Below are 25,128 nucleotides of genomic sequence, written 5' to 3'. Positions count from 1 at the left end.
AGAGGCTGAAAAGGATGACCGGAATTTTACCTGCCATAGGTGAATCCAATTCAGACAGACCAGCCGCTTTTGAGTGGGGGTCTGTCTTTTCTTTTATAAATTTTTTTGATAGGGGTGCACTATGGCAAAGCAAACGGCGTTTCATAATGATGATGTCGTCTTAGACATTCATGATCGACCGAAGTTCGGTAGTTGGTTAGGGCTTTCGATTCAGCATTTATTCTCAATGTTTGGCTCCACTGTCCTCGTGCCAATCCTGGTGGGGTTAAATCCTGGGATTGCGTTATTCAGTTCTGGGGTCGGGACCTTGATTTATATCTTGATTACCCGGCACAAGATTCCCGCTTATATGGGCTCGAGCTTTTCATTTATCGTGGTGATGCAATCATTGATGAAGACGGCCGGCTACCCGGCGATTGCCCAAGGGACCGTGGCCGTTGGGGTGGTTTATCTCTGCGTGAGCTTGTTGGTCACACTGATTGGGTCTGACTGGATCGATAAGGCTTTACCCCCAATCGTGGTTGGGCCAATCGTCATGGTCATTGGTTTGTCCTTAGCCGGGACAGCCGCAAAAGATGCAACGATGAATGGTAATAACTATGATCTACGATTCTTTGCGGTCGCGATGCTGACGATGATTTTAACCGTTATCTTTAATATGTATTTGCGTGGCTTTATGAGCTTAGTGCCGATCTTATTGGGGCTTGTCTGTGGCTATGTGATTGCGGTCCTCTTCGGAATCGTGAACTTTGCGCCCGTTATGGCGGCCAAGTGGTTTGTCTTGCCAGACTTCGAGTTACCATTCATTAGCTATCATCCCGGGATTTATTGGGGCGCTATCTTCAGTATGGCCCCGATTGCCTTTGTCACGATGTCTGAACATATGGGTCATATCATGGTCTTGAATAAGCTAACCAAACGAAACTTCTTCAAAGATCCGGGCTTGAGTCATACCTTAGCTGGTGACGGGACCGCCTCAATCATTGCTGGTTTCGTTGGGGGCCCGCCAGTGACGTCTTATGGTGAAAACATTGGGGTTTTAGCGATTACCCGGGTACACAGTATTTATGTTTTAGGTGGCGCGGCGTTCTTCGCGATTGTCTTTAGTTTCGTTGGTAAATTATCCGCGTTAATTCAGAGTATTCCGTCACCCGTCATTGGTGGAGTCAGCTTCCTCTTGTTTGGGGTGATTGCTTCCAGTGGGATGCGAATCCTGATTGATAATAAAGTTGATTTTAATCAAAAGCGGAATTTAATGATCGCCTCAGCCGTATTAGTCATCGGGATTGGGAACGCGTATTTACAGTTAGGCAGCTTCCAATTTAGTGGTTTAGCGGTTGCTACAGTGTTAGGAATTATTATGAACCTAGTGTTACCAAAAGCGGCGGTTAATGAGAAGTAAGCGCCAACACTGAGTGGTAAAAGGTGAAAATGAGGACGACTTGATGAAAATCCCGCGACTTGAAAGCTAAATGAAAGCTTACGGCCGTGGGATTTTCACCCAATCAAGAAAAGATGAAATTATTTTGAATTTTTATTGCGGTGGTGGTATTATTACCATTGTATTTTGATTAGGGGTAACTCTAATTTACTATTTCATGTTTCGATACAATTGACGTTATGTATAGGACACGTTAAGGTTATCGTAACACCGAAATTTAAGGAAAGAGGTGATATTCAGTGAGTGATCCAGTTCCTACCGTCAAGTTCCTTGGCCTGACATTTAATGTGGCAAACGACCTTTCAATTTTAATTACTTGTTTGATCGTCTTGTTGTTTGTTTTCTTGTTATCGCGCCATATTACAATGAAGCCAAAGGGTGGGCAAAATGTGCTGGAGTGGCTCGTCGAGTTCACGAATGGCATTGTCAAAGGTTCAATTAAAGGGAACGATGCATCCCACTTCGGTCTGTTTGCATTCTCGTTGTTTCTCTTTATTTTCGTTGCTAACCAAATTGGGTTGTTCATTCATATCCAAGTTGGGGAGTATACGTATGTTAAAAGTCCGACCGCTGATCCGGTCGTGACCTTGACGTTGTCGTTAATGACGATTGCGCTAGCACACTATGCCGGCATTGCTAAAAATGGTGCTAAAGCCTATTTTAAAGGGTACTTGGCACCGTTTAAATTGTTCTTGCCACTTAATCTTTTCGAACAATTTACAAACTTCTTAACTTTGGGTTTGCGGTTGTTTGGGAATATCTTCGCTGGTGAAATGTTACTAACTTTGATTAGTGGGTTAACCAGTAGCGACAATTGGGTCAGTTATCTGTACTCGTTGCCAGTTGAGTTAGCTTGGCAAGGATTTTCAGTCTTTATCGGGAGTGTGCAAGCATTCGTGTTTGTCACCTTGGCTTCAGTTTATATTTCTCGACAATTATCGCCTGAGGAATAAAGCAATTTTTGTTTTTTAAATTTAAGGAGGATACACAAATTATGGGAGCTCTAGCAGCAGGTATTGCGATGTTTGGTGCCGCGATTGGTGCCGGTGTTGGTAACGGTTTGATTATTTCTAAGATGCTTGAAGGGATGGCCCGTCAACCAGAATTATCCGGTCAATTACGGACTAACATGTTCATTGGTGTTGGTTTAGTTGAAGCCATGCCTATCATTTCCTTCGTTGTTGCTTTGATGGTTATGAACAAGTAATCATTAATCGACAATTCATTTTGATAAAAATGGAAGAAGGAGGTGTCATTAGATGCTCTCGCATTTAATTATCGGTGCATCCGGTCTATATCTCGGCGATATGTTATTTATTGCGATTAGTTTTATCATTTTGATGGCGTTGATTGCTTGGGTCGCATGGAATCCAATCACGAAAATGATGGGTGAACGGGCCAACAAGATCGCTAATGATATTGATACGGCTGAAAAGTCACGTAAAGAAGCCAGCGATTTAGCTGACCAACGGCGTGATGCGTTGTCACATTCCCGTACTGAAGCTAGCGGCATTGTCGCTGAAGCTAAGCAGAGCGGTGAAAAACAACGCGCAACTATTGTGGCTGACGCTCAAAACGAAGCCACGCAGTATAAGCAAAGCGCGCGTAAGGATATTGAACAGGAGCGTCAGGATGCCTTAAAGAACGTCCAATCTGACGTTGCTGACATTTCTGTTCAGATTGCTTCAAAGATTATCAAGAAGCAATTAGACCCTGAAGGCCAACAAGCATTAATTAATTCGTATATTGAAGGGTTGGGAAAGCATGAGTCTAGATAATCTTACCATTGCTAACCGGTACTCAAAGGCACTCTTTGAGCTGGCAGCAGAAAAAGATCAGACCGACGACTTCCTGGCTGAATTAAAACAATTGCGGCAAGTCTTTATTGATAACCCGCAATTGGCAGAGGTCCTTTCAGGATCATTGCTGCCGGTTGATCAAAAGCAGGCGACCCTGTCAACTTTGACTGACCATGCTTCAGAATACATTAAAAACTTTATTCAAATGTTGTATGATTACGGCCGCATGGCGAACTTAGTAGCAATTATCGACGCGTTTGAAGAACGTTATGATGAGAGTCATAAGATCGTGCATGCTGAAGTGACGTCAGCGGTTAAGTTGTCAGATGAGCAAGCCAATGCCATCGCAGCGGCGTTTGCCAAGCGTGTCGGTGCCGACCAAGTGAAATTATCACAACGAGTCGACCCTGAAATCATTGGCGGTGTGATTGTGAAGTCAAACAATCAAACGTTTGACGGTAGTGTCGCACTACAATTAATGAATTTAAAACGAGCACTCATCAACAATTAGAAAAGTCTTTTACGAAGAGGTGAAACTTTTATGAGCATTAAATCTGAAGAAATCAGTGCTCTAATCAAACAACAATTAGAAAGTTATCAAACTGAGCTCTCAGTTGCTGAAACCGGGACTGTCACCTATGTTGGTGATGGGATCGCCCGGGCCCACGGACTCGATAACGCCTTACAAGGCGAATTACTCGAATTCAGTAATGGGGTCTACGGGATGGTACAAAACCTTGAAAGCAACGATGTTGGTATCGTTGTTTTAGGTGATTTTGACGGGATTCGCGAAGGCGATACTGTTAAACGAACGGGCCGTATCATGGAAGTTCCAGTTGGGGACAACATGATTGGCCGGGTTGTTAACCCATTAGGCCAACCAATCGATGGTTTAGGTGAAATTAAGACCGACCATACGCGGCCAATTGAACACAAAGCACCTGGGATTATGCAACGACAATCCGTTAGCGAACCCCTCCAAACTGGGATTAAGGCCATTGATGCCTTAGTACCAATTGGTCGTGGCCAACGTGAATTGATTATCGGTGACCGTAAGACTGGGAAGACTTCGGTCGCTATTGATGCCATTTTGAACCAAAAAGACCAAGATATGATCTGTATCTACGTCGCTATTGGTCAAAAAGACTCAACGGTGCGGGCCCAAGTTGAAACGCTTAAGAAGTTCGGGGCGATGGATTACACCATCGTCGTTACTGCCGGGCCTTCTGAACCAGCACCATTGCTGTACTTGGCACCATATGCCGGCGCTGCGATGGGTGAAGAATTCATGTTCAACGGCAAGCATGTCTTGATTGTCTATGATGATTTATCAAAACAAGCCACCGCTTATCGTGAATTATCATTGATCTTACGGCGTCCACCAGGTCGTGAAGCTTATCCTGGGGATGTTTTCTACTTGCATTCACGGTTGCTCGAACGGGCCGCGAAGTTAAACGATGAGTTGGGTGGCGGTTCAATGACGGCCTTACCAATCATCGAAACGCAAGCCGGGGACATTGCCGCTTATATTCCAACCAACGTGATTTCCATCACCGATGGGCAAATCTTCTTGGATAGTGATTCCTTCTATTCTGGGGTTCGACCAGCGATCGATGCCGGGGCTTCAGTTTCTCGGGTCGGTGGGGATGCGCAAATCAAAGCGATGAAGTCCGTTGCTGGGACGCTTCGTTTGGATTTGGCTTCTTTCCGTGAATTGGAATCATTCTCACAATTCGGTTCTGACTTGGATGCGGCAACGCAAGCGAAGTTAAACCGTGGCCAACGAATCGTGGAAGTTTTGAAACAACCTGTTCATTCACCATTAAAGGTTGAAGAACAAGTTATGATTTTGTATGCCTTAGCCAATGGTTACTTGGACAAAGTGGCGATTAATGACATTGCCCGTTATCAAACGGAAATGTTTGACTACATGCATTCAAATCATCAAGACTTATTCGATGCAATTGTCGCAACGAAGAAATTACCAGATGCTGACCAAATCAATGGTGCATTAGATGAATTTGCCCAACAGTTCCAGCCAAGTGCTGCAGCTGCTAAGTAAATGATGGCTGAAAAGGATGGTGAGTAGTGCATGGCAGAATCATTAATGGATGTCAAGCGCCGGATTGACTCAACCAAGAAGACCCATCAGATTACGTCCGCAATGCAAATGGTCTCAACGTCTAAGTTGAACCAGATCCAAAAGCATACGAGTACGTATCAGGTGTACGCTTCTAAAGTTGAAAGTATCGTTTCACATCTTGCCAAAGCTCATCTGATGTCAGCAAGTGCCGGCGTTCCTAACAGTAATTCCAACACCATTTCGGTGAGTGAATTATTGGCGAAACGCCCCGTTAAACGGACTGGGTTACTAGTGATCACGTCTGATCGTGGCTTAGTGGGAAGCTATAACAGTAACGTCTTGAAACAGACGAACGACTTTATGCAAAAACATGAGCTAAATGCTGATAACGCAGTCGTCTTAGCGGTCGGTGGTACTGGCGCAGACTTTTATAAAAAGAATGGGTTAAACGTGGCATATGAATACCGCGGCGTTTCTGACGTCCCAACTTTTAAAGAAGTTCGTGAAATCGTTAAAACGGTGACTTCGATGTATCATAACGAAGTCTTCGATGAACTTTACGTATTCTATAATCACTTTATCAACCGGTTGTCTTCAGGCTTCCGAGCAATTAAAATGTTGCCGATCTCTGAAGAGACGTTTGAACAAAGTGAACAGGATAATCGTAAAGCCAAAGATAGCCGGGTCGATGTCGGTCCTGAGTACGAAATGGAACCGTCAGAAGACGCGATTTTGTCGGCCGTATTGCCACAATACGCTGAAAGCTTAGTTTATGGTGCCATTTTGGATGCCAAAACTGCTGAGCACGCGTCATCGTCAACGGCGATGAAGGCGGCATCAGATAATGCTGGCGATTTAATTGATAAGTTGAATCTTAAATATAACCGTGCGCGTCAAGCTGCGATTACCACTGAAATTACGGAAATCACCGGTGGCTTGGTAGCGCAAGAATAACGAATTGGGAGGAATTAACGACTAATGAGTACAGGTAAAGTTGTACAAGTTATTGGACCCGTTGTCGACGTTGAATTCTCTCTAAACGACAAGTTACCTGATATTAATAACGCCTTAATCATCCATAAAGACGGCGACGAGACCTTAACGGTTGAAGTTTCGCTGGAATTAGGTGATGGGGTCGTTCGGACTGTCGCGATGGATGGGACGGACGGTTTACGCCGTGGGATGGCTGTTGAAGACACTGGGTCTTCAATTACCGTGCCAGTTGGTAAAGAAACGTTAGGTCGGGTTTTTAACGTTTTAGGAGAAACCATTGATGGTGGTCCAGAATTCGGTCCAGATGCAGAACGTAACCCGATTCACCGGGATGCGCCTGCTTACGATGAATTAACCACCAGTACAGAAGTATTGGAAACTGGGATCAAGGTTATTGACCTCTTAGCACCTTATGTTCGTGGTGGTAAGATTGGGTTGTTCGGTGGTGCCGGTGTCGGCAAGACCGTCTTAATCCAGGAATTGATCCATAACATTGCCCAAGAACATAACGGGATTTCCGTCTTCACCGGTGTTGGTGAACGGACTCGTGAAGGTAATGACCTTTACTTTGAAATGAAAGCATCTGGTGTTTTGAAGAATACGGCCATGGTTTATGGTCAAATGAACGAACCACCTGGTGCCCGGATGCGGGTTGCTTTGACTGGGTTAACGATTGCGGAATACTTCCGTGATGTTGCCGGCCAAGACGTCTTGTTATTCATTGATAACATCTTCCGGTTTACCCAAGCCGGTTCTGAAGTTTCAGCCTTACTTGGCCGGATTCCTTCAGCCGTTGGGTATCAACCAACGTTGGCTACTGAAATGGGTCAATTACAAGAACGGATTACGTCGACTAAGAAGGGGTCTGTAACGTCGATTCAAGCCGTTTACGTGCCTGCCGATGATTATACCGACCCGGCACCTGCCACGACTTTCGCCCATTTGGACGCGACGACCAACCTGGAACGTTCTTTGACGGAACAAGGGATCTATCCAGCCGTTGATCCATTGGCCTCATCTTCGATTGCTTTGGACCCTTCAATTGTTGGGGAAGAACATTATGAAGTTGCGACTGAAGTCCAACGGGTCTTACAACGGTACCGTGAATTGCAAGATATCATCTCAATCTTAGGAATGGATGAATTATCTGACGAAGAAAAGACCACTGTCGCTCGTGCACGGCGGATTCAATTCTTCTTGTCACAAAACTTCTTCGTTGCCGAAAACTTTACGGGTCAACCTGGTTCATACGTGCCAATCAAAGATACGGTCAAGGGCTTCAAAGATATCCTTGATGGTAAATACGATGACCTACCAGAAGACGCTTTCCGTCAAGTTGGTAAGATCGAAGATGCCGTTGAAAAAGCGAAATCGATGGTCACTGATTAGGAGGGGTTAGCATGGCGGAAAACGCAACTGCATTAACCGTTAGCATCGTAACTCCCGACGGTCAGGTCTATGAAAACAAGACACCGATGTTGATCGTCCGGACGATTAACGGTGAACTCGGGATTTTGCCTAATCACATCCCCGTGATTGCATCATTGGCAATTGACGAGGTCCGTATCAAGCAAATCGAAACTGATCAAGAAGACGATGAAATTGCCGTTAACGGTGGTTTCGTAGAATTCAGTGACAACGTCGCGACTATCGTGGCGGACAGTGCTGAACGTCAAAATGATATCGATGTTGCGCGGGCGGAAAACGCACGGAAACGTGCGGAAAGCCGGATTCAAGCGGCCCAACAAAAGCATGATGATGCTGAGTTGGCCCGGGCACGTGTCGCATTGCGGCGGGCGATGAACCGGTTGAACGTGGCGCATCACTAGCGTGGATGATTCGACAGAATCAGTCACGTTTCAAAAGCGCAACCTACGTTCAAATAACTAAGCAAAACAGCAAAAGCACCTGCAACCACTCAAATGGTTGTTGGTGCTTTTTTTGTGCTTGATAGCCTTAGTTCCGTCTCCGCCAGCCAGGGATGACCGCGGTGGCAGACCTGAAGCCTTAGGAGCGGTCTTCAGGGCGCTTTACAGCCGCTAGCCCACGTCTGTAAAGTCGGCCCAGTCAGTAAGCTGTGGAAAACCACCCCAGCTAACTGACTCGACACGGCGGTCATCCCTGGCTGGCCCCGACTACACACTAATTTTGTGTGGGGGCGTAGATTACGCTGCCGCTCTGGTTGGCCCATAATTGGCTGGAACGTGGTGGCCATGTTTTCGAGCCACAGGATGGTCTCGAAAGCCGGGCTTTATCTAAGTCGCAAAAACCACGACTAAGATAAACGACCCCACTGAGCCAATTCTGGACCGCCCGCCGTTAATGAACAGGTATCTAAGAAGAATAAGCGATTATTTTCATTGGTTAACTTAGTTGTGAGGTTGGTTTCGCAATGGTTCATGGTGTTTCAATACTTTGGTAAGCTGATGGGGATAGTAACTGTTGATTCAAGAATAGATATCAAAGCGAGTGACACTAGTTAAGCGGTTGTCTATCAGGTAAGCAGTTGTAATCTACCTGTAAATAGCACTGCGCTTGATTTCAAATCAGCACACGATTCACAGTCGCAGCGACTAGGATGAACGCCGTGACGAGACAGTTGGGCGGGTGGTTTTCCCGTCTTAGTGTCTGGGCCGACTTTAAAGACGTGGTTTTCGGCTTTGAAGCGCCCTGCAGACCGGGGTGTGGCTGCAGGTCTGCCCCACCGCGATCGTCCTAGTCAGCGGAGACGATCAACTTCAGCAAGACTAAGGTTTAATGACTTGAACTAAATCCTAAGCCAAAACTTTTACAAATGAAACTTACAAGTTATTATCAAGCTGATTTTCAATCATTAGACCGGTCAACTAATTAATCCAGTGAATCAACTGAATGCCTAGCTATCACTAAGTTCTCACTTAACTAACCATTAGCGAACCACGAAATGCTTAAAATGTAACGAAATTGTAAAATGTAATATTTCTCGGCATTCTAATTATGGTATGATGATTAGGAAACCAACAAGGAGTTGAGCTAATGCGCGGTCTAGGAGTTCAAGCGCTATTAAACCTCGTTAGTCAATTTTTATTTATTTGGATTGCTTTCTGGGCATTACAACCATTGCGGCTTGACCGTAAAATGGATGCCAGAGCACCGCAACAAGCACGAGCATTAATCGTATTGTTGGCGGTTGTTATTGGCTACACGGCTAGTCAGTTCTTCTGGAGCTTTTTCGATGCAGTCCGAAATCTTACTTATCTTGTACGTTAATAATCGTTTGTGATGGAGGGTTTATCCATGGAGGAAATTGTAGTTCATGGCGGTCAACGTTTGACAGGAACGGTTCATATTGAGGGTGCTAAAAATGCGGTCTTACCGATTTTGGCAGCCGGACTGTTAGCCAGCGATGGAGCCACACATTTAACCAACGTGCCAGTTCTATCAGATGTATTCACAATGAACAACGTCTTGCGCTTTTTGAATGCGGAAGTCGATTTTGATGAGATTAACAAAACGATTGATATCGACGCTAGCCATCCTTTATCTTCAGAAGCACCGTTCCAATATGTATCGAAGATGCGGGCCTCAATTGTGGTCATGGGACCACTGTTGGCCCGTTTAGGTCATGCTAAAGTGGCGATGCCGGGTGGTTGTGCGATTGGGTCACGGCCAATTGACTTACACTTGAAGGGTTTAAGTGCCTTAGGGGCAGAGATTGAACGCCATGATGGTTACGTTGAAGCTTCAGCGGAACGGTTACATGGTGCGTCAATTTATTTAGACTTTCCAAGTGTGGGGGCCACTCAAAATATCATGATGGCAGCGACCTTAGCAGAAGGTACGACTATTATGGAAAATGTCGCGCGTGAACCAGAAATCGTGGATTTGGCAAACATCTTAAATCAGATGGGTGCTAAAGTCATGGGAGCAGGGACGGAAACCATTCGCATTGAAGGGGTGCCGGCCTTACATGGTTGTGAACATAGTATCGTGCAAGATCGGATCGAAGCAGGGACATTTATGGTCGCTGCGGCGGTTACCCAAGGAAATGTTTTAATCGAAGATGCTATTGCGGAACACAACAAGCCATTAATCTCTAAGATGCGTGAAATGGGTGTTAGTGTGCGTGAAGAAGAAGCTGGGATTCGGATTATCGGACCAACCAATTTAAAGCCAACTTCTGTTAAGACGATGCCACATCCGGGATTTCCAACTGATATGCAGCCACAAATGACCATCTTGCAGCTTTGTGCGCAAGGGACGAGTTTGTTGACGGAAACCGTCTTTGAGAATCGGTTCATGCATCTGGAGGAATTACGACGGATGAATGCTGATTTTAAGATTGAAGGTCGGTCCGTGATTATGTATGGGCCAACTGATTTCAGCGGCGCCCAAGTGGCAGCGACTGATCTGCGGGCCGCGGCGGCGTTAGTGATTGCCGGTTTAGTGAGCCGCGGATACACGGAAGTCACCAATCTGAAGTATTTGGATCGGGGCTACTTTGATTTCCATGGCAAGCTGGCAAAATTAGGCGCTGAAATTAAACGGATCTCCGTACCAGATGAATCTGTCTATGCGTTGAATCCCGATTTTGCAGATGAAGCAGCCGAATAACGAAAATTATTGGCCAAACTAGTGAATTAGACTAACAAAAACCTTCGAAATACGATAAACTCGTTTTTGAAGGTTTTTTTTCGGAAAAAAGCTGATATTCAGGAGGAACCGTTATGTTCATTAATATTATTGACAAACACATTTCATTGAAACCAACCGAAATTGGGGATGCCGAACCGCTTTTTAATTTGGTTGATCAAAATCGGACACATTTAAAGCCCTGGATGCCATGGGTCGACGCGACCGCAACTGTCGCAGACGAGAGTCACTTCATTGAAGGCATGTTGACGAAGCAAGCCCGTGGTGAAGTCTTCTTGACGACGATTATCGTTGATGGTGAAGTCGCGGGGATGCTTGATATTCATAACATTAGTGCAGCCAATCATCGTGGTGAAATTGGCTATTGGTTAGGCGCAACGTTTGAAGGCCATGGTGTAATGACCAAGTCATTAGAACGGTTGGAAGAAATCGCCTTTACTGAGCTAGAGCTGCACAAATTACAATTAGGGGCCGATGTCGCGAATACGCGTAGCCGTTCAGTAGCGGAACGCCGGCAATATCATTTGGATGCGACCTTACCAGAAAATGAACTCATTAACGATCATTATGTTGATGAAGCCATCTATTCGTTGACAGTTGATGAATGGTCTCAGCGTCAAGACGACTAGTGCGTTAGGTTGATCATGTTTGGTGTTAGTTAGATGAGGATTACCACTCTGGTTGGCCCAGAATCGGCTGGAACGTGGTGGCCGCGTTTTCGAGCCACAGGGCGGTCTCGAAAGCCGGGCTTTATCTAAGTCGCAAAAGCACGACTAAGATAAATGACACCACTGAGCCAATTCTGGTCCGCCCGGCGTTAATTACCGGTTTGTAAATATTGAGCTGCTTATTTTTAACCAGTACCGAGTATCGGTTAAATAGTTATTAACAGGCTCGTTTTGGTTAGACAGTAACTACCGTGGCTGCTAGTTAGCGCAGGTTGGGCTGGATGATGCTCAGTGGTGTCGTTTCACTTGGCCGGTGATTTCTCCGGCTTAGTGAAAGCTCGGTTTGTGAGACCGCACTTTGGCTTACAAACGCGGCCACCACGTTCCAGCGTCAATCCAGCTCAACCGAAGCGGCAATGACGCATGTTCTAATCGATTATTGAATATGCTATAATTAAATGTTGTATATCGGTACGTTTAGTGCAGTGATAATGATGATTAACCTCAGCTAGTTATTGGCTGGTATTTAGGAGGAATTGTCAGTTCAAACGACGTGACGAATTCAGATTAACTAAACGTATAACTGTATGTTTGAGAGGAGAAAAACATGGCTTTAGATATTGGTATCGACCTAGGTACTGCCAATGTTTTGATTTATGTGTCCGGCAAGGGCATCGTGTTAAACGAACCATCCGTTGTCGCGATTGACACAAATACGAATCAAGTTTTAGCGGTGGGGTCAGAAGCTTACCAAATGGTTGGGAAAACCCCTAGCAACATTCGGGCAATCCGGCCATTGAAAGACGGGGTTATCTCGGATTTTGATGTAACCGAGGAAATGTTGTCTTATTTCATTAAAAAATTAAACGTCCGTGGGATTATGTCACGGCCAAGTATTATGATTTGTACCCCAACGAACACCACTGAAATCGAACGCAAGGCGATTTTACAGGCGGCTGAAAAGTCTGGTGGCAACAAGGTTTATTTGGAAGTTGAACCTAAAGTTGCCGCGATTGGTGCTGGGATGGATATTTTCCAACCACGTGGGAACATGGTTATCGATATTGGTGGTGGGACGAGTGATATTGCCGTCTTATCATTGGGCGATATTGTTGCCAGCAGCTCATTGCGGATGGCCGGCGATCGCATGAACCAAGATATCGTCAACTATGTCAAAGATCAACATCATCTGTTGATTGGTGAACGCAGTGCGGAACAAGTTAAGATTCAAATCGCGCAAGTCTTCAAGCAAGAAGGCGATGCAGATAAGCAAATGCAAGTTCGTGGTCGTGATACAGTCAGCGGGATGCCACGTTCACTCGAAATTGATTCCAATGAAGTTGAACAAGCCATTCATGAAACCTTAATGCAAATTGTCAGCACCGCACATCATGTGATGGAAACTTTACCACCTGAGATTGCGGCTGATATTATTGATCGTGGCATTACCTTAACTGGTGGTGGCGCCTTATTAAGTGGTTTGGATCAATTGATCAGCGAAAACTTAAAGGTCCCCGTTGTGGTAGCGGAACATCCGTTAAACAACGTAGCACAAGGTGCTGGGATTTTACTTGAACATATGCAAAAAGCAGGTAAGAAATAAGTGACCATGCGACAAATCTTAATGCGCGGAATTCGTTGGTATCAACGGAAGATTTCGGTGGCAACACCGGCTCATTGTCGGTATTGGCCAACCTGTTCCACGTACACGCTCGAAGCGATTGATCGGTTTGGCGCATTCAAAGGTAGTCTGATGGGGACGGCGCGCATCTTACGGTGCCAACCGCTCGTTAAAGGCGGCTTTGATCCAGTGCCCGACCATTTTTCACTGCGGCGTAATCCGGTCTCCGAGGAGGAAAAGTAGTCGTGTCAAAAAAAGATAAAAGTGTTTCGGTTGATTTAAATGAAACGCAAGTTAACGGCCAAACGGTGACTGAAGTTTTAATCGGTAAAAAAGTTATCGGTCAAGTCACCCAAGTCGGCGAACGATATGAAGCTGAAATGGTAAGTGATTCAAAACCATTTGCGCATACTAAGTCGTTTGACGAAAGTTTGCAGGAAGTCATTTCTGCATATCATTTACACAAAGGCTAATTTTTGGTAAACCTTCAACCTGGCGTCGTTAATCGAAGCCAGGTTGTTGTATAATCAAGGATATCTTAAGCAAATAAGGAGCAATTGATTGTGGCAGAAGAATCCAGATTACGTAGTCAAGCAGCTGAATCACGGATTGACTACGGTATCATCTTTTCAATTATGATGTTAGGGTTGATTGGCCTCGCGTCGATCTATGTCGCGGCGAGTCATGATTCGAGTTCCGTGAATGTCACGAAACAAGTCATTACCCAGATTATGTGGTTCATTATTGGGACGGCGTTAGCAATCATTATCATGCAGTTTGATTCCGAACAGTTGTGGCGAGTCGCCCCGATTGCCTATTGGTTCGGCATCTTCCTGTTAGCAGCGGTATTGGTCCTGTATAGTAAGTCTATGTTTGAAAGTACGGGGGCTAAAAGTTGGTTTGCAGTCGGTGGTTTGACTTTCCAGCCCTCGGAAATTATGAAGCCAGCCTTTATTTTAATGCTGGGCCGAGTCGTCACGATGCACAACACGGAAAATCCGGTACATACGCCGGGGAGTGACTGGTTATTAATCGGTAAACTATTTGCCTACATGGTGCCAGTGGCGGTCTTGTTAAAATTACAAAATGACTTTGGGACGATGTTGGTGTTCTTTGCTATTTTAGGCGGGGTCATCTTAGTTTCGGGGATTTCTTGGAAATTATTAGCCCCAACGTTTGCCATTGTCTTCGGGATTGCCGGCACAGCGCTATATTTAGTGATTTCTACAAGTGGTCGGCATATCTTGGAAGCTATTGGTTTTAAAGCGTATCAATTTGCGCGGATCGATACTTGGTTAAATCCATCGACCGATACGTCAAATAATGCTTATCAAGTTTGGCAAAGTATGAAGGCCATCGGTTCTGGGCAGATTACCGGTCGCGGGTTTAACGTGTCGCACGTGACCGTACCGGTGCGTGAATCCGATATGATTTTCTCAGTCATTGGGGAAAACTTTGGCTTTATCGGCTGTACCATCGTGGTTTTGTTATATTTCTTGTTGATCTATCAAATGATCCGGGTGACCTTTGATACCAAGAATGAATTTTATGCTTATATTTCCACCGGGGTCATTATGATGATCTTATTCCATGTGTTTGAAAATATTGGGATGAGTATTGGGCTATTGCCAATGACTGGGATTCCATTGCCGTTTATTAGTCAAGGGGGTTCCGCGCTGATTGCCAATATGGCTGGGATTGGCTTAATGATGTCGATGCGGTTCCATTACAAGTCTTACATGTTCAGCCGAAACGATCGGTTCGAATAAAATCAAGGAAAGATTGGTGTTATCAATGAGTGAAGACGCAACTTATTTTTGGACTAAGGATACTGACGGTCATACGCGGATTGGGCTAACGGCCGCCGCTCACGAAGCTTTGGGCGAAGTGAAGTATGTTGAACTACCAGCAGTTGGTGATAAAGTCACTCAAAAAGATGCCTTTCTAAGTGTTGAAGCGACTAAGGCCGTCTCAGAATTTAACTGTCCAATTAACGGGACAGTCGTGGCAGTTAATCCGGCTTTAAAAGCGGATTGTGCGGCGTTGAACAGTGTTGAAGACGGGGTTGCTTGGTTAATCGACGTTGACTAATTAGTGAACGCTTGACAATTAGTGAGCTGCTCGGTATACTCGACACATTAATAAATCATTAAAAAATGTCATTTTGAAAAGATGAGTATGTGGTTTTGTTTATTTAGAGAGTCTCAGGTTGGTGGAATGAGATTAAACGAACGACAGAAGATGGTCTTGAATCAATGTAAATTGGTGAGCGTAAGTTAGCCAGTTTTGGGTGCACCCATTATCGTGCGGAGTTATAACTAACTCTTGAGACAAGTTGTGTGAACAGCTTGTAAAGATAGGTGGTACCGCGAGACCAAGCTGCTCGTCCTATTGATGATAGTGCAAACTATTGTTAATACGACGAGCAGTTTTTTTGTGCATAAGGAGGAGATAACTTGATTGAATTTAAAGATGTGACCAAGACATTTGCGACCAAGCAAGGCGCGGTCCATGCCGTTCAAGATGTTAATTTAAGCATCGAAGACGGTCATATTTACGGCATTGTCGGCTATTCCGGGGCTGGTAAAAGTACGCTGGTCCGGATGCTCAACGGCCTGGAGACCCCGACTAGCGGTAGCGTTGATATTGACGGCGTCGAAATTACGGTGTTGACGGGGACGAAGCTACGCGAGCAGCGCCATAAGATTGGCATGATTTTCCAACATTTTAATTTACTCTGGTCACGGACGGTCTTACAAAATATCATGTTCCCGCTAGAGATTGCTGGTCAAAGCAAAGCCGCTGCGCAAAAGAAAGCCGAACATTTAGCTGATTTGGTTGGGTTGGCTGGCCGTGAACAAGCCTATCCATCAGAATTATCCGGTGGTCAAAAGCAACGAGTCGGGATTGCCCGGGCGTTGGCCAACGATCCGCAAATCTTACTTTCAGATGAAGCTACCAGTGCGCTCGACCCCCAGACGACCGATGAAGTTTTAGATTTATTATTAGATATTAATAAGAAATTAAACTTAACCATCGTCTTGATTACCCATGAGATGCATGTGATTCGTAAGATTGCTGATCACGTGGCGGTCATGGAAGATGGGAAGATTGTTGAACAAGGTCCCGTCTTAGAAGTCTTCAAACGACCAAAGCAAGCCGTGACGAAGCGCTTCGTGAATGAAGAAGTGACGCCATCGTTGCACGATACGACCGCGGTCGTTGAACAGTTGGTGGCCAAATATCCGAAAGGCACCATCGTTCAGTTGACGTTCCACGGCGATCAAGCCAAACTACCGATTGTTTCCGAGATGTTGAAGCAATATGGCAATTTAGATTTGAACATCATTGAAGGTAATATTCATCAAACGCAAGAAGGCGCGATTGGGTCGCTTTACATTCAAATTACCGGCGATCCGGCTGATATTGATGGCGCGCTAGCTTACTTACAAAAACTACGAGTTGAAACGGAGGTCCTCAATCGTGAATGATCAAGGGTTAAGTTCTTATTTCCAATTTTCTAATGTCGATTGGGGTAACATGCTGACGTCCACTTGGGAGACCTTGTGGCTGACGATTGTGTCAATGATTGTGGTCGCTATTCTAGGGATTGCACTAGGCTTGCTATTATTCGAGACCACTGACAGTCACAATCCGCTGGTCCGGCTGTTAAACTGGGTCGTGGCCTTGTTTGTGAACGTGTTTCGGTCCATTCCATTTATCATTTTAATCGTCTTACTGTTGCCGATTACGCAGAAGCTAGTCGGGACGATTATCGGTCCTCGCGCAGCGTTACCGTCACTGATCATCTCCGCCGCACCGTTTTACGCACGGATGGTTGAATTAGCCTTCCATGAATTGGATCATGGAGTCGTGGAGGCGGCTGAATCAATGGGGGCGACGCGTTGGCAGATTATTCGTAAGGTCTTGTTGCCAGAAAGTATGCCGGCGTTGGTTTCCGGAATCACGGTGACCACGATTTCGTTGATTGGGTATACCGCGATGGCCGGGGCGATTGGGGCTGGGGGTCTTGGTAACTTGGCTTACCAAGATGGGTTCCAATCGAACAACAATGCGATTACCTTAGTCGCAACGGTTATTATTGTGATCATCGTGTTTATCTTCCAATTCTTAGGCGACTTAGCCGTCAAGCATATTGATAAACGCGCTTAAATTAAGTTAGGATTCAAAACCACATAGGAGGCATTTTCAATGCGAAAAAAGGGAATTTTAGGGTTATTAGCAATTGCAGCAACTGCATTCTTGTTAGTTGGTTGTGGCAAGTCATCATCAAGTAAAACAACGACAATTACGGTCGGCGCTTCAGCGGTACCGCACGCACAGATCTTGAAGCACATCCAACCGGAATTGAAAAAGGAAGGCGTCAACTTGAAGATCAAAGTCTTCCAAGATTACGTCTTACCAAACAAAGCGTTAGCATCTAAGGAATTAGATGCCAACTACTTCCAGCATATTCCATTCTTGGATAACTGGAACAAGGAAAACCACGGTACCTTAGTTTCAGCCGGTGCCGTACATTTGGAACCAATCGGCGTTTACTCCAAGAAAGTTAAGAACTTGAAGAACTTAAAAGATGGGGCGACAGTCTTGGTCAGCAGCAACGTGGCTGATTATGGTCGGGTCTTAACTATCTTTAAAGATGCTGGTTTGATTACCTTGAAGAAGGGGACCAAGTTAACCGCTGCTAGTTTTGATGATATCAAGACGAATAAGAAGCACTTGAAGTTTAAGCATTCATACGAAGCAAAGTTAATGCCTCAATTCTACAAGAACAACGAAGGGGACGCGGTCGTTATCAACGCCAACTACGCCGTTCAATCTGGTTTGAATCCTAGCAAAGATGCGATTACCCTTGAAAAATCAGACTCGCCATATGCTAACATTATTGCGGTCCGTAAAGGTGATCAAAACAAACCTGCCATTAAGAAATTAATGAAGGCCTTACGTTCAAAGAGTACCCAAACTTGGATTAAGAAGAAGTACAAGGGTGCCATCTTACCAGTTTCAGGTAACTAATAACTGATTATCATTTATAAAAGTCAGCCAGATTTATGGCTGGCTTTTTTAATACATTAAAATCTAATGAGACCGCGCCCTGCTTGACTTTGTAGCAGTTGCAAGGTACGCTATTGAGGGTTAAATCAGTGGGATTGGATGGTTGTTTTTCGCCTACCGGTCATCGAAAAAAATACTGGAACGCGGTGGGTCATTTTGAAGCCAAACAGCGGTCTTCAAAACTGACCTTGGTCTAGGTCCGGTAGACCACCGTACCAAGACCAACGACACGGCTGAGTATTTTTTTCGATGACCTCACGGCTAGTTAAGAATCAATTGATTTTTAGCCGTGAGGGCGGTCCCAGCAATGCTCAGTGGTGAAATTGACCTTAGCTGAGTGGGTTGCTCAGGTTAGGTCAAGGCCGGCTTTTGAGACCGTACTTTGGCTCAAAAACGTGCCCACCACGTTCCAGCATTGCTGGGGCCAACCGGTCGGCGACAAGCAACGACTCATTTAAAACGGACTGATTAAATACATCTCAGAATGGAGTTAGTAAGCATGCGTAAATATGGTGTGATTGGCTTAGGCCAAGTGGGCGCGACAGTCGCGTATACGTTAGTTCAACAAGGAACGGTCGATGAATTGGTATTGATTGATCATAATGAAGCCTTGGCGCAAGCTCAGAAGATTGATCTGGAGGATGCGTCGGCACGCTTAGCCTCAACCACTAAAATTGTTTTAAATGACTATGCTGCTTTGGCCGATGCCGAAGTCTTGATCGTCGCTTCTGGCAATATTAAGGCGATTGATATGACTAGTTCCAAAGGTCGGTTTGGGGAATATGATTCTAACCAGGCAATCGTGCGTGATATTGCGCCGAAGATTGTGGCTTCTGGTTTCAAGGGGATTTTAATTGATATTATGAATCCTTGCGATGTCATGACCGATTATTTACAACGCTTAACTGGTTTCCCACACAACCGGGTCTTTGGGACCGGGACGTTCTTGGATACGGCCCGGATGCAAAAGTACGTTGGCCAAGCATTAGGAACGAATGGTAAAAATGTGCACGGTTATGTTTATGGCGAACATGGTAACTCTCAATTCGTGGCCTGGTCAACAGTGCGGGTCAATGGGGAACCGATTGCGAACTTCCAAGCTAAGCAAAACTTGGATCTCGATCAATTAGAAGAAGACGCTCGCCAAGGCGCATTTGCGGTTATGGCCGGGAAGGGCTATACCAACTTTGCAATTGCCACCTGTGGGGTCCGGTTAGCCGAAGCGGTTAGTGCCGATGCACAACTCGCTTGCCCAGTCTCGGCGTTTGATCCTGAATATGGCACGTACGTTGGGATGCCAGCGGTGATTGGTAAAAACGGGATTGAACAGTTGATTCATTTGGATTTAACGGCGGCAGAAAAGACCGCGTTGACGGCTTCAGCTAAGTTTATTAAGAAGAATGTGGATGTCTTACCACAACCAGTTAAAAATTAAATAATAATCTAGATCGACGCTTGGGGAGCGACCAATGCTTGCCAGGCGCCGTTTTTTTGCGTTGGTTGAGTGTGTAAGCAATGTGAAAGTCAGGCTAAGCATGCTAAAATAGAGATTAAATTGAGCAATAGGAGTCACGTATGGATAAACAAAAATTAACAACTTTAAAAGCAGACGTGTTGACGTTACGCCAGCATTTGCGAGCCGGTGACCTCTACCAATCATTGCCACAGCGGATTGGCTATTTGATTGATCAGCAAGCCCGGGTACCCGCCAGTACGGTCATCGATGTGCCGGATGGGGAGGTCCAAGCGTTAGTGAAAGGGTTACGGGATGGCTTTCAAGCCGGTTCAGTAACCACGGTAACTGACGAACAGATTAAGCAATTATTAGCCCACATTGGGTCGCTTGATCCCGATATTCGGGACCATGGCGTTTATTATTTATTAAATGAAGCGTTACAACAACAATTATTAAGTGAAGATCAACTTGGTCTGATTTTTGATACTTTGATTCAAGATGACCAATTATTTGACCACATTGATGAACCGGAGAACGATGCTGTCTTTAAACGGTCATTTTCAATCTTAATCTTATCGGTGTTAGTTTATGCGGATCACGCGGGCTTTCACTTTATGACGACGGCGCGCTTGGAACAATTGGTACAGCAAGTGTGTGCTTATTTAGTGATGGAAAAAGATACCCGCGGTTACGTCGCTGACCATGGCTGGGCGCATGCCTATACCCATGTCAGCAATTTATTAGACGAGCTTGGTGAAGAGCCACGGTTGGCGCGGGCCGATAAACTGATGATGTTAGCAACCTTGATTGAGTGTTACGAACGTCTGTCTACGCCGCTGATCTTTGGAGAACCGGAACGCTTATCCAGTTATTTAGCGATGATTACGAGTAAAGATGAGCTGTATACGGATTACTTGTTGATGGCCTTTAAAAACTGGCATCAGGATCTCGTCATGCAGCCAGCGCCCGATTCTTCCCTGATGTGGACCCGGATCTTTAATCGGAATCGGTTATTAGAAGCGATGGCGTTACATGATGATTTTCCAACCGTTGTTTCAGATTACTTGGATGAAGAATTAGAATTTTTAGGTTAGGCGAAGGGAAGTTTTTTAGGATGGAAGCAAAAGCAGTCGGATTATATCAAGGCTTACCACTTAGCGAGCCACAGGCGTTGCAAGACTTAACCGTTAAGGTGCCCCAACCAACGGGACGCGATATCTTAGTCGCTGTTCAAGCGGTTTCAGTCAATCCCATTGATACCAAGCAGCGCCAGGTTCAAGCGAAAACAGCGACACCGCGGATTCTGGGCTTTGATGCAGTCGGGCAAGTGTTGGCGGTTGGTGAACGGGTGACGAGTGTGATGACGGATGATATCGTCTATTATGCTGGCGCAGTGGATCGGCCCGGTAGTGATGCGCAGTACCAGTTGGTCGATGAACGCTTAGTCGCCTTAGCACCGAAAAAGTGGGCGGCCACTGAATCAGCTGGACTGCCACTAACTGCTTTGACGGCTTGGGAAGGGTTGTTCGAAAAGTTAGGCTGGACGCCTGAAAAAGATGCGAACTGTGGCCATAGCGTGTTAATTGTCAATGGTGCTGGTGGCGTCGGCTCGATTGCGATTCAGCTGGCTAAGTGGGCGGGGTTAACGGTCGTGACCACGGCTGGCCGTCCGGAAACAACGACGTGGGTCAAGAATCTGGGTGCCGATATTGTCTTGGATTATCATGATGATTTAGGAACCCAACTGGCCGATGCGGGAATAAAGCAAGTCGATAGTGCGTTACTGCTACATTCGACTGATTTGTATCTACCGTTAGTTGTACCATTGATGCGGCCGTTAAGTACGATTGCAGCGGTGGTGACTAATGCCAAGCCCTTGCCGATGGACTTGTTAAAGCCGAAGAGTTTGAACTTTGCTTGGGAATTCATGTTCACTAAAGCTAATTATCAACTCTCAGAGATGGCGACTCAAGGAATGATGTTGGCCCGGGTCGCGGCGTTAGCGGATGCCGGGATTATCAAACCAACCACACAACGGGTGTTAACCGGAATTAGTGCGCAGACCTTAAAACAAGCTCATGAGATTGTGGAAACTGGCCAAATGCTTGGAAAATTAGTCTTAACCGCGCCATTTAATGGATAAAAGCGTTACCAAGATTGCAAAAATGTTTCCAATTGTGATGAGATATTGTAGAATTAGATAAGCCGTAATATGAAATAAATCTTGATAGGATGAACTTAATAATGGAGACACAAAAAAAGATCCACGTTGGCTTGTTGTTTGGCGGGAATTCTTCGGAACATGATGTTTCAAAGCGTTCAGCACACAACATTTATGATGCCATGGACAAAAGTAAATATGACGTTGACTTATTCTTGTTGACTAAAGACGGGGTAGTATTAGATAACGCTACGACCCAACGCATTTTTGCGGGGGAACCTGAAGATCAAGTCGTCGCCGAAGTCATGCCGACCATCGATATGCGTGATCCATTGGCGCCAATCAAGAACTTAGCCCACGCTAAGGATATTGATATTTTCTATCCAGTCGTGCATGGGAATTTAGGTGAAGATGGGACGTTACAAGGCTTGTTTAAGCTACTTAAGAAGCCTTACGTTGGGAGTGGGGTTTTAGCCTCCGCTGCTAGTTTTGATAAGGATATAACCAAACAAATTTTGACGCATCATCATATTCAAAACACGAAGTACGTCGTTGTCACACCAGAAAACCGTGATCAGATGACCTATGCGTCTGTTAGTGAACAAGTTGGGCCGCACTTATTCATCAAGCCGGCGAACCAAGGCTCATCAGTCGGGATTCACAAGGCTGAAAACGAACAGGACTATTTAGATGGGTTAGCCGATGCTTTCAAGTATGATTTTAAGATCTTAGTTGAAGAATCCATCGACAATCCGCGGGAAGTCGAATGTTCGATCTTAGGGAACGAAGACGCTAAAGCTTCGAAGCTAGGGGCCATCGATGTACCGAAGTCAGATACCTTTTATGACTACAACAACAAGTTCGTTGATGCTAGTGGCGTTTCATTTGAATTGCCAGTGGAATTACCAGCGGACTTAACGAAACGGATTCAAAACATGTCACTGGGTGCTTTTAAAGCACTCGGCTTAAAAGGCATGGCACGGGTCGACTTCTTAGTTTCGGAAGATGGCGAACCTTATTTGGGTGAAATTAATACGTTGCCTGGGTTTACCAATATCAGTCTTTATCCAAAACTCTGGGAAGTTTCAGGGATTGGCTATTCTGATTTGATTGATAAGTTGATCGAATTAGGCTTTGATGAATATAAGCGGCAAACCGCCATTCATTATGATTTTGTGGCGTTGGACGCTGAATAGTTAGGCATTGTTTAGTAGTGGTGTGGATAGTTAGCTATCTGCACCGCTTTTTTGTCGATTTTAAGTCGGTGGGTATTTCCGATATAATAGCTATTGAAACGTATTTTGAGGAGGCAGATTGATGCAACGGTATTGGCAGATTTTAATGCGGGGACAATGGCAACTGACAGGACCGTGGCTAGCTTTAGTATGCCTAGCATTGTTGGTCAAAGTTGTCGGGGTGGCTTTCGGTGGTTGGTCGGCATTAGTCGGCTTGGGTCTGCTGAGTCTCTGCTTGCCGTTAAGTGTAACCCGTTGGCGATTCAATCGCTCGTTCTGGTTGATTTGGAGCCTACAACTAGTGTTAGGACTCATTTGGTTACCATTCGGCTGGGGTGGCTATACGGCGACCTTGCAAGCTGGACTAACGTTATCGGCGCCACTGCAGAACGCCATCTTTACGACCCGTTATCAATGGGGGCCGACTGTTGGGGTCATCTGGGGGTTACTCTGGTTAAGCAGCTTTAAATGGTTACCGAGTACTTGGCAGCAGTTCAAACAGCCGACGAGTTGGCGCCGGTGGTGGTTAGCTGGCTGGCACCAGTCCTTTTGGCAGGTCGTCTGGCAGTTGATTAAATTATTGCGCTGGCTAGGATGCTGGGTGATCTCAGCGTTAATCGGGGTTGGCCTAACATTTGGTATTGAGCGGTTAAACCCGATGATTGGTCAACTAACGAGTTGGCTAGTCTTAGCCGGATTGTTGTGGGAGTTGCTCGTTTTACTATTAGCTGGTCTGGCTACGGCAATCCAGCGACCAACTAACAGTAAGCGGCCAGCTTGGTTAGTTAGCGGGCTATTATTGTTAGTTAGCCTAGTCTTTGCAGGTTGGTGGCTCAGTGGGACGGTAACGACCGCACCAGCGATTATTGCGCATCGTGGGGTTGATGGCCACAATGGCGTCCAAAACACGACGAGCGCTTTAAGACGGACGGTTAAGGCCACCCATCCGGCGGCGGTCGAAATGGATATTCAACCGACCTTAGATAAGCATTGGGTCGTGATGCATGATCCAACGCTAAGTCATCTGAGCCAACGTCGAGGGCCCGTTCGCGATTATCGGATACAGCAGTTAATTGGACTGCCGCTATGGGAGAATGGCGAGCGCGGGCAATTAAGCACGTTTAAACAGTATCTGCGAGCCGCTCGCCAGTTGCACCAGCCATTACTAGTTGAAATTAAAGCGGTCGGCCCGGCAGCAGACTTAATGGCGCCGTTTGGTCAAGCTTATGCGCAACCGTTGCGTCGAGCCGGAAGTCAGGTTCACTCCTTAGACTATGCAGTGGTGACACGTTTAAAGCAGCATGATCCGCAATTACGCGTGGGTTATATCACACCGTTTAATCTAACTAGCTTCAGTGCCAATGCGGCCGACTTTTACTCCTTGCAAGCCTTAACGTTGACGCGGGAACAGTTGGCAGCGGCGACGCGCCAGCGTAAGCCAGTCTATGTCTGGACCCCAGATGGCAAGTTGGCCCAGCAACGGTTAGCGGTGCTGGGCGTTGACGGGATTATTACTAATCAGCCGGGACAATTGCGGCGATTAATGACCCGTACACGTCAGGTTTATACTGTTCAACTTATTAACTGGTTGTTTAATTTATTATAATTTTATGAGGGGCACAACTAATTATTGGTTGTGCCTTTTTGCGTGAGCAAGCGGCGGCAATTAGATTCGTAAGTGGCTTTACTTGACGGGAACCAACTGGCTTGAACCCTTGGTTTGGTTGATTTCAGTGACCCTAGTGGTTTAGCTTACAGGTCTTAAATTAGTTTGCATAACTAATCGGGGTACTTGATAATTAATGAGTGACCTGAACTATAAACCATGATATAACTTAATATTAAATAAGAATTAATCTTATTTCTTGCGTATTATGTTTTATCTGAATATAATAATATGCGTAATTGGTATTGTCCAATTTGATAGTTGACAACTGATTATTTTGATCTTTGAGAGGATTGA

General features: G+C 45.5%; 25 protein-coding genes and 1 other annotated feature. All 25 genes read left to right on the top strand.

Annotation, left to right across the window (positions count from 1 at the left end):
• The first annotated feature begins 121 nt into the window (after nucleotides 1-121).
• On the top strand, nucleotides 122-1,402 hold the full coding sequence (locus FFM80_RS01995) for a uracil-xanthine permease family protein (protein WP_137639287.1): 1,281 nt from the start codon (nucleotides 122-124) through the stop codon (nucleotides 1,400-1,402).
• 278 nt (nucleotides 1,403-1,680) lie between these two features.
• Nucleotides 1,681-2,394 carry a F0F1 ATP synthase subunit A gene (gene atpB / locus FFM80_RS01990; protein WP_137639286.1) on the top strand — a complete coding sequence of 238 codons (714 nt, stop codon included), beginning with the start codon at nucleotides 1,681-1,683 and terminating at the stop codon, nucleotides 2,392-2,394.
• 41 nt (nucleotides 2,395-2,435) lie between these two features.
• A complete protein-coding gene (gene atpE / locus FFM80_RS01985; protein WP_130845638.1) occupies nucleotides 2,436-2,648 on the top strand; it encodes a F0F1 ATP synthase subunit C in 213 nt (70 codons plus the stop codon).
• A gap of 52 nt (nucleotides 2,649-2,700) precedes the next feature.
• Complete coding sequence (atpF, locus tag FFM80_RS01980) at nucleotides 2,701-3,219, top strand: F0F1 ATP synthase subunit B (RefSeq protein ID WP_137634655.1); 519 nt, start codon at nucleotides 2,701-2,703, stop codon at nucleotides 3,217-3,219.
• Entirely contained in the window at nucleotides 3,206-3,751 is a 546-nt protein-coding gene (gene atpH, locus FFM80_RS01975; protein WP_137639285.1) for an ATP synthase F1 subunit delta, read from the top strand. The genes atpF and atpH overlap by 14 nt, the downstream gene beginning before the upstream one ends.
• A gap of 30 nt (nucleotides 3,752-3,781) precedes the next feature.
• The gene (atpA, locus tag FFM80_RS01970; protein WP_137639284.1) at nucleotides 3,782-5,302 is read left to right on the top strand and encodes a F0F1 ATP synthase subunit alpha; all 1,521 of its coding nucleotides are present in this window, start codon (nucleotides 3,782-3,784) and stop codon (nucleotides 5,300-5,302) included.
• A gap of 30 nt (nucleotides 5,303-5,332) precedes the next feature.
• Nucleotides 5,333-6,277, top strand: a complete 945-nt coding sequence (locus FFM80_RS01965) for a F0F1 ATP synthase subunit gamma (RefSeq protein WP_137639283.1) — start codon at nucleotides 5,333-5,335, stop codon at nucleotides 6,275-6,277.
• Nucleotides 6,278-6,301: 24 nt separating this feature from the next.
• On the top strand, nucleotides 6,302-7,705 hold the full coding sequence (gene atpD, locus FFM80_RS01960; RefSeq protein ID WP_137634651.1) for a F0F1 ATP synthase subunit beta: 1,404 nt from the start codon (nucleotides 6,302-6,304) through the stop codon (nucleotides 7,703-7,705).
• An 11-nt stretch (nucleotides 7,706-7,716) separates the two neighbouring features.
• Complete coding sequence (locus FFM80_RS01955; protein WP_137634650.1) at nucleotides 7,717-8,145, top strand: F0F1 ATP synthase subunit epsilon; 429 nt, start codon at nucleotides 7,717-7,719, stop codon at nucleotides 8,143-8,145.
• Between the two features lie 1,186 nt (nucleotides 8,146-9,331).
• The gene (locus tag FFM80_RS01950) at nucleotides 9,332-9,565 is read left to right on the top strand and encodes a DUF1146 family protein (RefSeq protein WP_137634649.1); all 234 of its coding nucleotides are present in this window, start codon (nucleotides 9,332-9,334) and stop codon (nucleotides 9,563-9,565) included.
• A gap of 27 nt (nucleotides 9,566-9,592) precedes the next feature.
• Nucleotides 9,593-10,909 carry a UDP-N-acetylglucosamine 1-carboxyvinyltransferase gene (gene murA, locus FFM80_RS01945; RefSeq protein WP_137639282.1) on the top strand — a complete coding sequence of 439 codons (1,317 nt, stop codon included), beginning with the start codon at nucleotides 9,593-9,595 and terminating at the stop codon, nucleotides 10,907-10,909.
• Between the two features lie 113 nt (nucleotides 10,910-11,022).
• Nucleotides 11,023-11,577, top strand: a complete 555-nt coding sequence (locus tag FFM80_RS01940; RefSeq protein WP_137639281.1) for a GNAT family N-acetyltransferase — start codon at nucleotides 11,023-11,025, stop codon at nucleotides 11,575-11,577.
• 646 nt (nucleotides 11,578-12,223) lie between these two features.
• Nucleotides 12,224-13,219 (top strand): rod shape-determining protein, encoded by a 996-nt coding sequence (gene mreB / locus FFM80_RS01935; RefSeq protein ID WP_137639280.1) that lies wholly within the window; start codon nucleotides 12,224-12,226, stop codon nucleotides 13,217-13,219.
• Between the two features lie 6 nt (nucleotides 13,220-13,225).
• Nucleotides 13,226-13,480, top strand: a complete 255-nt coding sequence (yidD, locus tag FFM80_RS01930) for a membrane protein insertion efficiency factor YidD (RefSeq protein ID WP_137639328.1) — start codon at nucleotides 13,226-13,228, stop codon at nucleotides 13,478-13,480.
• A gap of 2 nt (nucleotides 13,481-13,482) precedes the next feature.
• A complete protein-coding gene (locus FFM80_RS01925) occupies nucleotides 13,483-13,710 on the top strand; it encodes a DUF2969 domain-containing protein (RefSeq protein WP_137634644.1) in 228 nt (75 codons plus the stop codon).
• 90 nt (nucleotides 13,711-13,800) lie between these two features.
• Entirely contained in the window at nucleotides 13,801-15,006 is a 1,206-nt protein-coding gene (locus tag FFM80_RS01920; protein WP_137639279.1) for an FtsW/RodA/SpoVE family cell cycle protein, read from the top strand.
• A gap of 25 nt (nucleotides 15,007-15,031) precedes the next feature.
• Nucleotides 15,032-15,328: a glycine cleavage system H family protein gene (locus FFM80_RS01915; RefSeq protein ID WP_137639278.1), complete on the top strand. Its 297-nt coding sequence runs from the start codon at nucleotides 15,032-15,034 to the stop codon at nucleotides 15,326-15,328.
• Between the two features lie 64 nt (nucleotides 15,329-15,392).
• Nucleotides 15,393-15,631, top strand: a binding site (T-box leader).
• Between the two features lie 62 nt (nucleotides 15,632-15,693).
• Nucleotides 15,694-16,728: a methionine ABC transporter ATP-binding protein gene (locus FFM80_RS01910; protein WP_137639277.1), complete on the top strand. Its 1,035-nt coding sequence runs from the start codon at nucleotides 15,694-15,696 to the stop codon at nucleotides 16,726-16,728.
• Complete coding sequence (locus FFM80_RS01905; RefSeq protein ID WP_137639276.1) at nucleotides 16,721-17,410, top strand: methionine ABC transporter permease; 690 nt, start codon at nucleotides 16,721-16,723, stop codon at nucleotides 17,408-17,410. The genes FFM80_RS01910 and FFM80_RS01905 overlap by 8 nt, the downstream gene beginning before the upstream one ends.
• Nucleotides 17,411-17,449: 39 nt before the next feature.
• Nucleotides 17,450-18,274 (top strand): MetQ/NlpA family ABC transporter substrate-binding protein, encoded by an 825-nt coding sequence (locus FFM80_RS01900; RefSeq protein ID WP_137639275.1) that lies wholly within the window; start codon nucleotides 17,450-17,452, stop codon nucleotides 18,272-18,274.
• Between the two features lie 538 nt (nucleotides 18,275-18,812).
• Complete coding sequence (locus FFM80_RS01895) at nucleotides 18,813-19,748, top strand: L-lactate dehydrogenase (protein WP_137639274.1); 936 nt, start codon at nucleotides 18,813-18,815, stop codon at nucleotides 19,746-19,748.
• Nucleotides 19,749-19,888: 140 nt separating this feature from the next.
• Nucleotides 19,889-20,863: a DUF2785 domain-containing protein gene (locus FFM80_RS01890; RefSeq protein WP_137639273.1), complete on the top strand. Its 975-nt coding sequence runs from the start codon at nucleotides 19,889-19,891 to the stop codon at nucleotides 20,861-20,863.
• 20 nt (nucleotides 20,864-20,883) lie between these two features.
• Nucleotides 20,884-21,912 carry a zinc-binding alcohol dehydrogenase family protein gene (locus FFM80_RS01885; RefSeq protein WP_137639272.1) on the top strand — a complete coding sequence of 343 codons (1,029 nt, stop codon included), beginning with the start codon at nucleotides 20,884-20,886 and terminating at the stop codon, nucleotides 21,910-21,912.
• A gap of 101 nt (nucleotides 21,913-22,013) precedes the next feature.
• Nucleotides 22,014-23,126: a D-alanine--D-alanine ligase family protein gene (locus FFM80_RS01880; RefSeq protein WP_137639271.1), complete on the top strand. Its 1,113-nt coding sequence runs from the start codon at nucleotides 22,014-22,016 to the stop codon at nucleotides 23,124-23,126.
• A 121-nt stretch (nucleotides 23,127-23,247) separates the two neighbouring features.
• Nucleotides 23,248-24,771, top strand: a complete 1,524-nt coding sequence (locus tag FFM80_RS01875) for a glycerophosphodiester phosphodiesterase family protein (protein WP_223877279.1) — start codon at nucleotides 23,248-23,250, stop codon at nucleotides 24,769-24,771.
• The last annotated feature ends 357 nt before the right edge of the window (nucleotides 24,772-25,128 follow it).

Source organism: Lactiplantibacillus dongliensis, from assembly GCF_005405105.1.
In the GTDB taxonomy this organism is placed as follows: Bacteria; Bacillota; Bacilli; order Lactobacillales; family Lactobacillaceae; genus Lactiplantibacillus; species Lactiplantibacillus dongliensis.
Note: the sequence above shows the minus strand (reverse complement) of the source record. Positions and strands in the feature narration are given on the sequence as shown.

What these genes read in the sequence shown, in the direction of transcription:
- FFM80_RS01965 (WP_137639283.1), top strand. Translation starts at nt 5,333, where the DNA reads ATGGCAGAATCATTAATGGATGTCAAGCGCCGGATTGACTCAACCAAG.
- atpF (WP_137634655.1), top strand. Translation starts at nt 2,701, where the DNA reads ATGCTCTCGCATTTAATTATCGGTGCATCCGGTCTATATCTCGGCGAT.
- FFM80_RS01885 (WP_137639272.1), top strand. Translation starts at nt 20,884, where the DNA reads ATGGAAGCAAAAGCAGTCGGATTATATCAAGGCTTACCACTTAGCGAG.
- FFM80_RS01955 (WP_137634650.1), top strand. Translation starts at nt 7,717, where the DNA reads ATGGCGGAAAACGCAACTGCATTAACCGTTAGCATCGTAACTCCCGAC.
- FFM80_RS01895 (WP_137639274.1), top strand. Translation starts at nt 18,813, where the DNA reads ATGCGTAAATATGGTGTGATTGGCTTAGGCCAAGTGGGCGCGACAGTC.
- yidD (WP_137639328.1), top strand. Translation starts at nt 13,226, where the DNA reads ATGCGACAAATCTTAATGCGCGGAATTCGTTGGTATCAACGGAAGATT.
- FFM80_RS01915 (WP_137639278.1), top strand. Translation starts at nt 15,032, where the DNA reads ATGAGTGAAGACGCAACTTATTTTTGGACTAAGGATACTGACGGTCAT.
- FFM80_RS01950 (WP_137634649.1), top strand. Translation starts at nt 9,332, where the DNA reads ATGCGCGGTCTAGGAGTTCAAGCGCTATTAAACCTCGTTAGTCAATTT.
- murA (WP_137639282.1), top strand. Translation starts at nt 9,593, where the DNA reads ATGGAGGAAATTGTAGTTCATGGCGGTCAACGTTTGACAGGAACGGTT.
- atpH (WP_137639285.1), top strand. Translation starts at nt 3,206, where the DNA reads ATGAGTCTAGATAATCTTACCATTGCTAACCGGTACTCAAAGGCACTC.
- FFM80_RS01890 (WP_137639273.1), top strand. Translation starts at nt 19,889, where the DNA reads ATGGATAAACAAAAATTAACAACTTTAAAAGCAGACGTGTTGACGTTA.
- atpE (WP_130845638.1), top strand. Translation starts at nt 2,436, where the DNA reads ATGGGAGCTCTAGCAGCAGGTATTGCGATGTTTGGTGCCGCGATTGGT.
- FFM80_RS01995 (WP_137639287.1), top strand. Translation starts at nt 122, where the DNA reads ATGGCAAAGCAAACGGCGTTTCATAATGATGATGTCGTCTTAGACATT.
- atpA (WP_137639284.1), top strand. Translation starts at nt 3,782, where the DNA reads ATGAGCATTAAATCTGAAGAAATCAGTGCTCTAATCAAACAACAATTA.
- FFM80_RS01880 (WP_137639271.1), top strand. Translation starts at nt 22,014, where the DNA reads ATGGAGACACAAAAAAAGATCCACGTTGGCTTGTTGTTTGGCGGGAAT.
- FFM80_RS01940 (WP_137639281.1), top strand. Translation starts at nt 11,023, where the DNA reads ATGTTCATTAATATTATTGACAAACACATTTCATTGAAACCAACCGAA.
- FFM80_RS01900 (WP_137639275.1), top strand. Translation starts at nt 17,450, where the DNA reads ATGCGAAAAAAGGGAATTTTAGGGTTATTAGCAATTGCAGCAACTGCA.
- atpD (WP_137634651.1), top strand. Translation starts at nt 6,302, where the DNA reads ATGAGTACAGGTAAAGTTGTACAAGTTATTGGACCCGTTGTCGACGTT.
- mreB (WP_137639280.1), top strand. Translation starts at nt 12,224, where the DNA reads ATGGCTTTAGATATTGGTATCGACCTAGGTACTGCCAATGTTTTGATT.
- FFM80_RS01875 (WP_223877279.1), top strand. Translation starts at nt 23,248, where the DNA reads ATGCAACGGTATTGGCAGATTTTAATGCGGGGACAATGGCAACTGACA.